The sequence below is a fragment of the Stenotrophomonas sp. STEN020 genome (genome assembly GCF_056760195.1).
In genome coordinates, this window is the sequence record NZ_JBRREI010000085.1 from 1 (window position 1) to 13,038 (window position 13,038).

The window sequence follows — 13,038 nt, forward strand, 5'->3', positions numbered from 1 at the left end:
GCCAAAGGGAGGGAGCAGAGCTTGGCCCCCTCCCTTTGGCGCAGCCAAGGGGAGGGTTGGGGAGGGGTGCTTTTGCGGTAGCTCTAAAAACCAAGCCCCAGCAAACCCTCCCAGAACATCAACCACCAAGCGGCTGCGCAATTCCACTGCTGATCGCTTCGCGGATCATCTGTTCCGCATCACGATTGGCCTTGGCACTGGCCGCCGCCTGCTGCCTGCCCAGCTCAGCCTGCTGCTTGCCCAGTTCCCTCTGCTGCGCAGCCAGGCTTTCCATCTCCGCACGCATCGCCGGGTTGTCCATCTCCTCGCGAGCCTGTTCCAGCTTACGACGTGCTGCTTCGTATGCGCGGCGCTGTGCATCGCTGCGTTCACCCGAACTCAGTGCCAGCTCCGCCTGCTCACTCGCCAGCTCACCAATCCGCTCGCCGATCTCGCCCATGCGCTCACCGATCTGCCCCTGGCGATCGCCCAGCGCTCCCTGGCGGTCACCCAGCCGGCCCTGGGCATCACCCAGACGCACGCTTTCGGCATACAGCTGCTCAAAACGCGACAGGGTTGCCGCATCGCGCACCACATAACGTTTGCCTTCACGACGCACCAGCAACACGCCCTTGCCGTCGTCCAGCTTCTTGGCTTCGCGCAGGTCGGCGACGGTGCCATTCATGACGTTGTGGTTGCCTTTGATCAGCACATAGCCATCGGCGTTCTGGTTGCTGGAAAGGTGGATCACGCCTTGCGTGCGAAGTGGTGCAGCGGGTGCGGGCGGGGCCGCAGGCGGGGCGGGTGGCACGACCAGCGCCGGTGGTGCTGGCGGCGCAGGCGGGGCGGCAGGTATCGCAGCACCAGCAACCACCGTGCGCGACACCGAACGGGCAACCGGTGCAGTTGGCGCAACCGGCGCAGCGGGCGCGGCCAGAGGAGCCGGCGGTGCGGGCGGCGGCGGCGGTACCGGCATCGCCACCAGACGCAGCGGTGCCACGCCGACCAGGGCGACGGCAGCAATGATCAAGGCCGCACCGACGCGCGGGAAGGAAGAAGTGTCCTGCAACATGAGCAATCTCCGCTTGAGGCTTAGGAAGGTCGGCGACGCGCTGGCCAAACCAGCGCCGGGCCGGGGAGCAACGCCCAACTGCAACAGCAGGCGTCCGTAGTGTTGGCGGCAGTGCCGGTCACCGGCGACCACCGCGGCATCCACCGCAGCTTCGCGGGCAATGCCGTATTCGCGGGCGGCCAGATGCACCACCGGGTGGAAGAAGAACAGGTGCTGGGCCAGTGCAGGCACCAGACCCAACCACAGGTCATGGCGTTGCAGATGCACGAGTTCGTGAGTCAGCGCCATGTCCAGCTGGTCGTCACCCATGCGCTGCAGTCCACGCGCTGGCAGCAGCAACACCGGACGCCATGGGCCGATCAACTGCGGTGAATCGATCGCATTGCTGAGCATCAAGCGCGGTGCACGGTGCAGACCATGCGCATCGGCGGCCAGCGCAAGCGCGGCGTTGAGCTTGTGATCGTGGCAGGGCTGCGCGGCACGCAGCAGGGCACGACTGGCGCGATACGCCAGCGCGGTGCGTAATGCCATCACCAGTACGCCGGCCGCCCACATCGCCATCAGCACCAGGCTCCACGACCAGCTGCTGTCCGCAGGCAAAGGCTGCATCACGATCAGCGGTGCGGTAGTCACCGGTGCAGCGGTTGCCGCAGCCTGCACCACGATCGGTGCAGCATCGACGGCGGGTAGCAATGGCAACTCCAGCGGTGCCGCCCAGAACAGGCCAACCACCGCCTGCACCGCCACCAGCCACCACAGCGCGCATTGGGTGCTGGCCGGCAGGCGTCGCACGTAACGGCACAGCAACCACACCAGACCCGCCAACAGCGCGGTCTGCACACTGGTCGCCAGCAAACGGCTGCCCAACAACTCAAGCGTCATCGACATGGCTCAATCCTCCCGGCGCTGCGACTGCAGCTTGCTGACCAGCGCTTCCAGTTCGGCCAGTTCGTTGTCGCTGACCTCGGCTTTCTCCGACATCCACGCCACGAACGGCGAGATCGAACCCTGCAGGGTCTTTTCGACGAAGCTGCCAACCGCGCCGTTGACCACTTCCTGCTGCTCGGCGGTGGAGCGGTAGCGGTACACGCCCTCGTCCTGCTTGCGCTGCAGATAGCCCTTGGTACGCAGGCGCTCCATCATCGTCAGCACGGTCGAACGGGCCAGCCCACGGGCCTCACCAAAGCGCGCGGCTACCTCGCCGACGCTGGTGGGCTCGTTCTCTCCGATGTACTGCAACAGGGCCAGTTCCTGGTCCCCGATGGTCTTGCGGCGCATGGCCGTCTCCGTGACTACATTTGTCGTCACGGTAGATCTGCCTACATTTGTAGTCAATAGCCCGAATGGCACCCTGACCACTGCAGGGCTGAATGATTCAGCTGACTGCGCTGTCGATCTGCCAGCGCGCGAACTCGCTTTCAAACTCCGCCAGGGTCAGCAGGCCGAGGCAGGCATGGGCACCAGTCGGCAATGCCTCACCACGAGCAAAGCGGCGCGCCAGCAGCACGGCCGCGAGGGTGGGAATCTCCGGGCCGTGCAGCATTGGCGCGGTCAGATCCCAATGCACGGTGTGCTGCAGGCCTCCGCGTTGACCACGCAGGGTGATGCGCATGCCGCCCAGATCAGTGCCGAAGCGATCGAACCAGCGACCGGCGCGGGCAAATACGCCGGCCAGCGCTTCCATTGGCAATGGCAAACCGTGGCGGCGCAGCCAGGCCAGCGTCGCCAGGCAACGCGACAGGAACTTCAACTCCAGCGCCGCGCGAAAGCGTACCGTCGCCACGCCCGGATAACGCTGCACCAGCAGCGTGTGATCGGGCACATCGCAAGGCGAAGCCAAGCGCGGACCGATGCGGGCGAAGCGTACCGGCTGTGGCTCGGCCCAGCCGATCACCGTCTGCCAGCGGCCATCCACCCAGCACTCGAACGGCCTGCCGCAATACGACAGCACCGCGCGCACCGTGGCCATGCCCAGTGGCGTTGCCTGTGCCGGTGCGATCACCATGTCAATGCTGTGCAGTTGATCGAACTGCGGGGCGAGTGCATCCACGACCGCGCTTGAGAGCGCCGGCAAGGTGCTGGCGCCGCTGATCGCGCTGCGCTGCGTCTGTTCGGCCAAGGCCTGCAGCTGCTGCGGGAAGTCGGCGACAAAGTCGCGACCATCGGCCAGATCGATGTAGTGCATGCCAGCGCGCAGGCAAGCCTGTGCCACGTCGTAACCCTGACCCTGGAAGGGACCAGCGGTATGGATGACCAATGCGGCTCGCGTGTTGGCAAGTTGAGCCTCGAAGTCCGGCGCAGCGGTATCCAGCCGGCACAGTTCGATGGTCGCCAGATCCACGCCGGGCAGATTGGCTGCCGCCTGCGCAGGATTTCGGCCAGCGGCGATCACCTTGATACCCGGCGTGATGGCCAGTGCACGCACGATGCGCGCGCCGAAATGACCGTAACCGCCCAACACCAGAACACGACAGCTTTCCTGCTGCGACATCGGATCTTCCTGCGTTGATTGCTGCGTGGATTATCAGCGAGGAATGAACTGCTTTCGCCCCTCCCCTTTGGCGCAGCCAAGGGGGAGGCTGGGAGGGGGTCGCTTTGGCCGTTGCTTGTGCTCGTTGTTTGGCTTTGCTGCGAACAGCACCCCTCCCCAGCCCTCCCCAGCGCGTTGCGCAAGGGAGGGAGCTTTTGCCCCTCCCCTTTGGCGTAGCCAAGGGGGAGGTTGGGAGGGGGTGGCGTTGGCCGTTGCTTGTGCTCGTTGCTTGGCTTCGCTGCGAACAGCACCCCACCCCAACCCTCCCCTTTGGCGCAGCCAAGGGGGAGGCTGGGAGGGGGTCGCTTTGGCCGTTGCTTGTGCTCGTTGTTTGGCTTTGCTGCGAAGAGCACCCCTCCCCAGCCCTCCCCTGCGCGTTGCGCAAGGGAGGGAGCAGATGCGCGCTGCGCTCCACAGGAGTTGGGGTTCTTCATCCCACTCTTACACCTGCGGCAGCACCCTGCATGCACGCCCCCGTGTGGAGTCCGCCATGTATCGGATGCTGGTCATCGCCAGTTTCAGTGCCCTCGTCGCCACTGCCTGCAGCACCGCCCAGGTCAGTCAGGTGCAGCCCATCGATGGCGTCATCTCCGGCCAATGCCATACCGACATGGTGCGCGGTGCGGTCGGCTTGGCGGCAGCACCGGGCACGGTAGAACGTGCGCGCGTGGACAGCGACAGCCTGCAGGTGAATGTGGTGCGCGGCAGCGGGGGCAACAGCAGCGGCGCTACCCCACCCAGCAGTGGCGGCGAGCGTCTGACCATCGAGGTAGGTCGCACCAACAACATCACTGCGTTGCGTTGCGACTGACATTGCAGATGTCGCAGCGCGTCATGCAGCCCATGTAGCTGCATCGTTGAACAGCATCGACTGCGGCGTTGCTTCCGGGTACTGCGATCTTCCCATTCCCGATAGACAAAGCTCCGCCGGAGTGTCGCGCAATCTGGTGCGACGCAGCGTCAACACTTCCTCACTTGGCGATATGCTTGGGCTGACCCTCAATAGCTTGGAGTTCCGATGCAATTCCCGTCGACGCCGCGCGCCCTGCGCCGCCCCGCCGCCCTGATTGCCACCACTGCACTGCTGCTGGCCCTGAGCGCCTGCACCAAGCCGGCCCCGGAAGAACAGGATGAGGCACTGAACCAATCCCAGCAGGCCGCTGAAGCCGCCGCTGCCCCCGCTGAAGCCACACCACCACCGGGCGCCTGCGACGCCAGCCAGGTGCAGGGCCTGGTCGGCCAGACCTATACCGAGGCCATGCAGGCCCAAGCCAAGGAAGATGCCGGCGCCACCGACGTGCGCGTGCTCAAGCCCAATCAGCCGGTCACGATGGAGTTCATCGGCGAGCGGCTGAACATCGAACTGGATGAAAAGGGCACAGTCAGCGGCGTCCGCTGCGGCTGAATTGGCAGCGCCAAAGCCTTGCTGGGCAAGGCTTTGGTTGCGCTCGCAACGATGTATTGCGGCGTTGCAGCAACTGTGATTTAGTCGAGCCATCCGGTGACCTCAAGGTGCGCTCCAGGTAGAGCACGTTGCGTCCATTGGATGGGCGCGAGGGCGCTTGGGTCGGGCGTATACGCCGCAACGGCGTTCGTCGGGTCTTACCCCAACGGCACGACGCGATCCATCTGATGTGCATGACGTGCTCAGCGAGCGGGCAGGAGTGTCGCCGCTCACCTGAATCGCATCGAGGCACAGATGGCAGTCCGCACCCCGCAAGGGCTTTTCGACCCGCAAGACGAACGCGACGCCTGTGGTTTCGGCATGGTCGCCCAGCTCGACGACCAGCCATCGCGCCTGTTGGTGGATACCGCCATCGCCGCCTTGTCGCGCATGACCCACCGCGGTGGTGTCGCCGCCGACGGCCTCACCGGCGACGGCTGCGGCCTGCTGCTGCGCAAACCCACTGTGTTCCTGCGCCAACTGGCCGAAGAAGCTGGCATCGCACTCGGCCCCAACTTTGCCGCTGGCGTGGTGTTCCTGCCGCACGATGCTGACGCCGCGCAGCGATGTCGCGCCGAACTGGATGCGCAACTGCGCACCGCCGGCTGCCATCCACGCGGCTGGCGTGAGGTGCCCACCGATGACAGTGTCTGTGGCCAGTTGGCGCGCGACACGCTGCCGAAGATCGAACAGGTGTTCGTCGATGCCGACATCGAGCAGAGCGCCGAACAATTCGCACTGGCGCTGTTCATGTCGCGCCGTCGCAGCGAACAGACCCTGCGCGATGTAGCCGACTACTACGTCACCACGCTCAGCGCCGAGTCCATCAGCTACAAGGGCATGGTGCTGCCGGACAAGCTGAGCACCTTCTTCCCGGACCTGCAGCGCCACGAACTGGCATCCAGCGTGGTGGTGTTCCATCAGCGCTTCTCCACCAACACCATGCCGCGTTGGCCGCTTGCCCATCCGTTCCGCATGCTCGCCCACAACGGCGAGATCAACACCATCGAAGGCAACCGCCACTGGGCACAGGCGCGCAGCAAGGTGTGGAAGACGCCGAAGTTCGACATCGCCGAGCTCGACCCGGTGATCTCGATGCACGGCTCCGATTCGCAGAGCATGGACAACATGCTGGAGCTGATGGTGGCCGGCGGCATGGAGTTGATCCAGGCGCTGCGCATCCTGGTGCCGCCGGCAACACAATCGCTGGAATTCAAGGACGCCGACCTCGCCGCGTTCTACGAGTTCTATGGTTTGAACAGCGAGCCGTGGGATGGCCCGGCCGGCATCGTCGCCTGCGATGGCCGCTACGCCGCCTGCACGTTGGACCGCAACGGCCTGCGTCCGGCACGCTGGATGCTGACCTCCGACCGCCACTTTCTGGTCGCCTCCGAAGCCGGCGTGTGGGAAGTGCCGACCGAGCGCGTGGTCCGCAAGGGCAAGCTCGGCCCGGGCCAGATGATGGCCATCGACCTCAAGCGTGGCGACCTGCTCGATTCCGAAGCCATCGACCGCATCAATCGTGCGCGTGCGCCGTACAAGCAGTGGCTGCACCAGGGCGTGACCTATCTGCAGACCGAGCTGATCGATCCCTCGCTGGCCGAGGAACCGTTCGACGAAGCCACCCTGCGCAGTTACCACAAGCTGTTCCAGCTCACGACCGAAGAACTCGAACAGGTACTGCGGCCACTGGCTGAAACCGGGCAGGAAGCCACCGGCTCGATGGGCGATGACACGCCGATCGCCGTGCTCAGCCGCCACACCCGGCCGCTGTACGACTACTTCCGCCAGGCCTTCGCACAGGTCACCAACCCGCCGATCGATCCGCTGCGCGAAGAATGCGCGATGTCGCTGACCACCCAGCTCGGCAAGGAGACCAACATCTTCCACGCCGGCGCGGAGACGGTGAACCACGTCATCCTCAACTCGCCGGTGCTGAGCCAGCGCAAGCTGCGCCAGTTGCTGAAGATGGAGCAGTACGTCGAGCGCAATCGTTTGATCGACCTGTCCTATAGCGTCGAGGAAGGTTTGAAAGCCGGCATCGAGCGTATCTGCGCTGAGTGCGAACAGGCCGCGCGCGATGGCGTGGTGATGCTGCTGTTGTCCGATCGTTACCCGGTTGCTGATCGGCCGATGGTGCATGCACTGCTGGCTACCAGCGCCGTGCATCACCATCTCTCGAAGGTCGGGCTGCGCTGCGACGTCAACCTGATCCTGGAAACCGGCACCGCCCGCGACGCGCACCACATGGCCTGTCTGCTGGGCTTTGGTGCGACCGCGGTGTATCCGTACCTGGCCTACCAGACGCTGTTCGATCTGGGCCGGCGCGGCATCCTCCAGTTGAAGAAGGGCGGTGAGGTCTCGCAGATCGGCCGCAGCTACCGCAAGGGCATCTACAAGGGGCTGAGCAAGATCATCTCCAAGATGGGCATCTGCACCATTGCGAGTTATCGCGGCGCGCAGCTGTTCGAAATCGTCGGTCTCGATCCGGATGTGGTTGAACTGTGCTTCCCGGATACCGCTGCCCGCATCGGCGGCGTGGGCCTTGCGCGCCTGGATACCGAAGCACGCGAGCTCACCGTGCGCGCATGGAACGATCTGGCGCAGCCGGAAGTAGGCGGCCTGCTCAAGTACGTGCACGGCGGCGAATACCACATGTACAACCCGGACGTGGTGATGACGCTGCAGCGCGCCTCGCGCACTGGCGATGCCGCCGATTGGCGCAAGTACATGGACGCGGTGCATTCGCGCCCGACCTCGGCACTGCGCGATCTGCTGCAGCTCAAGCCGGCGGCAACACCGGTGCCATTGGATGAAGTGGAACCAGCGGAAGCACTGTTCAAGCGCTTCGACACTGCTGCGATTTCCTTGGGTGCACTGTCGCCGGAAGCGCACGAAGCGCTGGCCATCGCGATGAACCGCCTCGGCGGCCGCTCCAACTCCGGCGAAGGCGGCGAAGATCCCGCGCGCTACGGCACCGAGAAGCGTTCCAAGATCAAGCAGGTCGCCTCCGGCCGCTTCGGCGTCACCGCCGAGTACCTGGTCAATGCCGAAGTGCTGCAGATCAAGGTCGCACAGGGCGCCAAGCCCGGCGAAGGCGGCCAGCTGCCCGGCCACAAGGTCAATGAACTGATCGCGCGCCTGCGCTATGCCAAGCCCGGCATCGGCCTGATCTCACCGCCGCCGCATCACGACATCTATTCGATCGAAGATCTGGCGCAGCTGATCTACGACTTGAAGCAGGTCAATCCGGATGCGCTGGTGTCGGTGAAGCTGGTTTCGCATGCGGGCGTCGGCACCATTGCTGCCGGCGTGGTGAAAGCCGGTGCCGACCTGATCACCGTGTCCGGCCATGACGGTGGCACCGGTGCCTCACCGATCAGCTCGATCCGTTATGCCGGCGTGCCGTGGGAACTGGGCGTGGCCGAATCGCATCAGGCACTGGTCGGCAACGACCTGCGCAGCCGCACCATCCTGCAGACCGATGGTGGCCTCAAGACCGGCCTGGATGTGGTCAAGGCCGCACTGCTCGGCGCCGACAGCTTCGGCTTCGGCACCGGCCCGATGATCGTGCTGGGCTGCAAGTACCTGCGCATCTGCCACCTCAACAACTGCGCCACCGGCGTCGCCACCCAGGACGAGCGCCTGCGTAGCGGCTACTTCACAGGCCTGCCGGAGCGCGTGGAGAATTTCTTCCGCCTGCTCGCCGAGGAAGTGCGCGAATGGCTGTCGTATCTGGGCGTGCGTTCGCTGGATGAAATCGTCGGCCGCACCGATCTGCTGCAGCAACTTGAAGTCTCGCCACGCGAAGGCGTCAAGGTGGATCTGTCGCGCCTGCTGGCACCTGCCCACTACGAAGGTGAGCATTGCGCCGCGCAGCGCCTGTACCAGTCGCCGGACAGCCTGGCCACGCAGATGGATGTTCTGCTGGCCGATGCCATCGCCAACAAGCACGGCGGCGAGCACCGCTTCCTGATCCACAACACCGACCGTTCGGTAGGTACGCGCCTGTCCGGCACCATCGCCCGCGCGCATGGCAACCACGGCATGAGCGAAGCGCCGTTGAACCTGCGCTTCCGCGGCACTGCCGGGCAGAGCTTCGGCGCGTTCAACGTCGGCGGCTTGAACCTGGAAGTCGAAGGCGAAGCCAACGACTACGTCGGCAAGGGCATGGCTGGCGGCCGCCTGGTGGTACGTCCGCCGCGCGGCGCCCGCTTCGAGGCGCGCAACACCGCCATCATCGGCAACACCTGCCTGTACGGCGCCACCGGCGGCGAGCTGTTTGCCGCAGGACGCGCAGGCGAACGCTTCGGCGTGCGCAACTCCGGCGCACTGGCGGTGATTGAAGGTGCCGGTGACCACTGCTGCGAGTACATGACTGACGGCGTGGTCGCGGTGCTCGGCAAGGTCGGCCTGAACTTCGGTGCCGGCTTCACTGGCGGCCTGGCCTATGTGCTCGACGTCGACCGTGATTTCGTCGACCGCTACAACCATGAGCTGATCGACATCCACCGCATCTCGACCGAAGGCTTCGAGAACCATCGCCAGCACCTGCACACCTTGATCGGCCGCCACCGCGAGTTGACCGGCAGCATCTGGGCGCAGCAGATCCTCGACGAGTTCCGCGACTACGTCGGCAAGTTCTGGCTGGTCAAACCCAAGGCCGCCAGCATCGAGTCGCTGGCCGAATCCTTGCGTCGCGCCGCTTGACGGCTTGAGCCCCTCTCCCGCCAGCGGGAGAGGGGTTGGGGTGAGGGCTGCTTCACCGGCTTCCCTCATCCACCCCTTTGAGCACCCCCGCCTTCGCGGGGGCAGGCCCTTCGCCCTCCCGCCCGCGGGAGAAGGGCTCCTCCCCAGACATCACGAGTCCGCCATGAGCCGCAAGCAAGCCTTCCAGTTCCTCGATCTGCCCCGCACCATGCCGCAGCGCATTCCGGTGGAATTGCGCACGTCCGGCGATTGGGGCGAGCTCTACGGCAAATTCGACAAGGGCGATGCGCAGTACCAGGCCGGCCGCTGCCTGGATTGCGGCAATCCGTACTGCAGCTGGAAGTGCCCGGTGCACAACGCCATCCCGCAGTGGCTGCAGCTGGTGCAGGAAGACCGCATCCACGAAGCGGCGACGCTCTGCCATTCGACCAACCCGCTACCTGAAGTCTGTGGCCGCGTCTGCCCGCAGGATCGTCTGTGCGAAGGCAGCTGCACGCTTGAAGAGTTCGGCGCGGTCACCATCGGCGCGGTCGAGAAGTACATCGTCGATACCGCGCTGGCCACTGGCTGGAAGCCTGATCTACATGCAGTTGAGAGCACCGGTAAGCGCGTGGCTGTCGTTGGTGCAGGCCCCGCGGGTTTGGCCTGCGCTGATCGCCTGGCGCGCGCCGGTGTGCAGGCCGTGGTGTTCGATCGCTACGAACAGATTGGCGGCCTGCTGCAGTTCGGCATCCCCAGCTTCAAGCTGGACAAGAGCGTGATCGACCGCCGCCGCGAGATCCTCGAAGGCATGGGCGTGCAGTTCCGCCTGGGTGTGGAGATCGGCCGCGACATCAGCATCGAGCAGTTGCAGAGCGACTACGACGCGGTGTTCCTCGGCACCGGTGCCTACCGTTACACCGATGGTGGCCTGATCGGGCAGGACTTGAAGAATGTGCTACCGGCGCTGCCCTTCCTGGTGCAGAACAGCCGCATTGTCAGTGGCAACGACCCGAAGGGTCGACCGATTGCCGGCTGGGAAGACCAGATCGCCCTGCCCGACCTCAACGGCAAGCGCGTGGTGGTGCTGGGTGGCGGTGACACTGGCATGGACTGCGTGCGCAGCGCGATCCGCCTGGGCGCGGCCAAGGTGACCTGCGCATATCGTCGTGACGAAGCCAACATGCCCGGCTCGGCACGCGAAGTCGCCAATGCCCGCGAAGAAGGCGTGCGCTTCCTGTTTAACCGCCAACCACTGGCGATCGAAGCAGGCGCCGACGATGAAGTGATCGGCGTGACTGTGGTGGAGACCGAACTCAGCCCACCGGATGCCAATGGCCGGCGCAATGCGGTGGCCATTGATGGCAGCGAATCACTGCTGGAAGCCGACGTGGTGATCATCGCTTTTGGGTTTTCGCCGACGTTGCCGGAATGGCTTTCGTCGCAGGGCGTGGAGGCCAGCAGCAATGGCCGCATCATCGCCGGTGGTGCGGCGCGTCTGCCGTTCCAGACTCACAACGCGAAGCTGTTTGCCGGTGGTGATGCAGTTCGCGGCGCGGACCTGGTAGTGACTGCGGTTGCTGAGGGACGTGATGCTGCTGAGAGCATTGTTGCTTTGTTGAAGCGCTAGAGCACAGCAAACGCGGAAAGGCGTTAGAAGCTAAAAGCGCCCTCACCCCTGCCCCTCTCCCGTTGAAACGGGAGAGGGGACTACTTCGGTATTTCTTCCTGACGACGGCCGAGCTCGCTGCTTCGCCTGTTGGCCTTGGCTGTTGGCCTTGGCTGTTGGGCTTGGCTGTCAGCTTTGGCTCTCGGCTTTGGACTATCCGTTCGCCAAGTTGTGACGACTTCCCTTCTCCCGCTTGCGGGAGAAGGTGCCCGGAGGGCGGATGAGGGGAGCTTTGGCTTTGGCTTTGGCTTTGGCTTTCGCTTCAACGTCACCAACAAGCCGACACCCAGCTGCCCTACACTCAAGAACTCCGCACAAAGAGAAGTCGCAATGCGCATTGGTCTGGCCGCAAACCGTCTCCATCACGAAAGCGCCGACGCTGCGTTGTTCCGTTGGCTACGCGCCAGCGAGAGCGGCATTCGCGAACTTGGCGTCGAGTTGCACGCCGTTGGCCGCACCTACGACGCCATTGCCAGTACCCATCCGCTGCAGAACTACCCCGCACTTCAGCGCTACCCAAACGGCCGCGAAGGCGGTTTGATGAAACTGGTAGCCGAAGTGGTTGGCATGGGCACTCCAGAACGTACTCTCGACGGCGCGATCTACTTCATCGACCCGGTCGATCCTTCTTCAGTATTCCCCGAAGCCATCGCGCTCAAACGCCAGTGCGTCATCCACGGGAAACCCTTCATCTCCACGGTTGCCACCGCGCGTGACTGGATTGAGATGGAACGCATCCACGCCGGCTTCGACCCCGACCGTGGTGCAGATGATCTACACGATTTCAGCAAGCAAACCCTGGCGCTGATCGCCCACGATGCACGCAAACCACAGATGCTGGCGTTCGCTTCAGAGCACTTCGAGTTGTTATCAGAGTTCGAACAGCGCATTGGCACTGGCACTACAGGTCAACGCTTGAACGAGATGGCCTGGAGTCGTGGCTGGCCACGTGACCAGGAGTGGATCCACCGCTTCCAGAGCGGCCCGCTTGGTGGCGACGCGCAGATTGCAGATCGCGTGCTTGAGCACCGCTGCCAACGCGCGATCTTCTTTGAAGACCCACATGTGGCGCGCCAGCATGAAGCAGACATCCAGCTGCTGGAGCGTGCAGTGACCACGGTTACTGACGAAGCGGTATGCATCACCGCCCCGAATATCGCTGCCCGTTGGGCAACAGCAGCACAGGCCCGTCAGAAAGCCTGACTGTAGTGCCGAACCATGTTCGGCAGTGCCAATGCTTTGGCTTTGGCTTTGGCTTTGGCTTTGGCTTTGGCTTTGGCTTTGGCTTTGGCTTTGGCTTTGGCTCCCGCTCCAGATGTTCGCTCCAGCTATCCCTTCTCCCGCTTGCGGGGGAAGGTGCCCGGAGGGCGGATGGGGGGCTTCTGGCTTCTGGCTTCTGCCTTCGTACAAGCCTTTCTGCCCCGTTGTTTCTACGAGCTTCGCGGCTGACGCCGCTCCTACAAGTGCGCGCGGTTCATCGTCCTGGTAACGCCCCAGCGCAGCATGGCTGCGCTCTGAAGGTTTCAAGCCGCCTTAGCTTTGCCCAAAGAAAAACCCCGCTGCTTTTGGCAGCGGGGTTTTAGGTTTAAATCCTGACGATGACCTACTCTCGCACAGCTTAGGCTGCACTACCATCGGCGCGGCTACGTTTCACT

General features: G+C 64.3%; 9 protein-coding genes. 6 read left to right on the forward strand and 3 right to left on the reverse strand.

What is annotated here, in order from left to right:
• Window positions 1-118 precede the first annotated feature (118 nt).
• The 3 genes from ACVOLZ_RS21225 to ACVOLZ_RS21235 all read right to left on the reverse strand — a co-directional run bounded on the left by ACVOLZ_RS21225 (window position 119) and on the right by ACVOLZ_RS21235 (window position 3,542).
• The gene (locus ACVOLZ_RS21225; protein WP_481517857.1) at window positions 119-1,939 is read right to left on the reverse strand and encodes a M56 family metallopeptidase; all 1,821 of its coding nucleotides are present in this window, start codon (window positions 1,937-1,939) and stop codon (window positions 119-121) included.
• Window positions 1,940-1,942: 3 nt separating this feature from the next.
• Window positions 1,943-2,329, reverse strand: a complete 387-nt coding sequence (locus ACVOLZ_RS21230; protein ID WP_481517858.1) for a BlaI/MecI/CopY family transcriptional regulator — start codon at window positions 2,327-2,329, stop codon at window positions 1,943-1,945.
• A 97-nt stretch (window positions 2,330-2,426) separates the two neighbouring features.
• Window positions 2,427-3,542, reverse strand: a complete 1,116-nt coding sequence (locus ACVOLZ_RS21235) for a saccharopine dehydrogenase family protein (protein ID WP_481517859.1) — start codon at window positions 3,540-3,542, stop codon at window positions 2,427-2,429.
• A gap of 529 nt (window positions 3,543-4,071) precedes the next feature.
• Between ACVOLZ_RS21235 and ACVOLZ_RS21240 the strand changes: the two genes are divergently transcribed.
• The 6 genes from ACVOLZ_RS21240 to ACVOLZ_RS21265 all read left to right on the forward strand — a co-directional run bounded on the left by ACVOLZ_RS21240 (window position 4,072) and on the right by ACVOLZ_RS21265 (window position 12,832).
• Window positions 4,072-4,392: a hypothetical protein gene (locus tag ACVOLZ_RS21240; protein ID WP_481517860.1), complete on the forward strand. Its 321-nt coding sequence runs from the start codon at window positions 4,072-4,074 to the stop codon at window positions 4,390-4,392.
• A gap of 207 nt (window positions 4,393-4,599) precedes the next feature.
• Complete coding sequence (locus ACVOLZ_RS21245; RefSeq protein ID WP_481517861.1) at window positions 4,600-4,986, forward strand: I78 family peptidase inhibitor; 387 nt, start codon at window positions 4,600-4,602, stop codon at window positions 4,984-4,986.
• A gap of 294 nt (window positions 4,987-5,280) precedes the next feature.
• Window positions 5,281-9,735: a glutamate synthase large subunit gene (gltB, locus tag ACVOLZ_RS21250; protein ID WP_481517862.1), complete on the forward strand. Its 4,455-nt coding sequence runs from the start codon at window positions 5,281-5,283 to the stop codon at window positions 9,733-9,735.
• Window positions 9,736-9,898: 163 nt separating this feature from the next.
• Complete coding sequence (locus tag ACVOLZ_RS21255) at window positions 9,899-11,344, forward strand: FAD-dependent oxidoreductase (protein ID WP_481517863.1); 1,446 nt, start codon at window positions 9,899-9,901, stop codon at window positions 11,342-11,344.
• A 369-nt stretch (window positions 11,345-11,713) separates the two neighbouring features.
• Window positions 11,714-12,586, forward strand: a complete 873-nt coding sequence (locus tag ACVOLZ_RS21260) for a methylglyoxal synthase (protein WP_481517864.1) — start codon at window positions 11,714-11,716, stop codon at window positions 12,584-12,586.
• Between the two features lie 15 nt (window positions 12,587-12,601).
• On the forward strand, window positions 12,602-12,832 hold the full coding sequence (locus ACVOLZ_RS21265) for a hypothetical protein (protein ID WP_481517865.1): 231 nt from the start codon (window positions 12,602-12,604) through the stop codon (window positions 12,830-12,832).
• The last annotated feature ends 206 nt before the right edge of the window (window positions 12,833-13,038 follow it).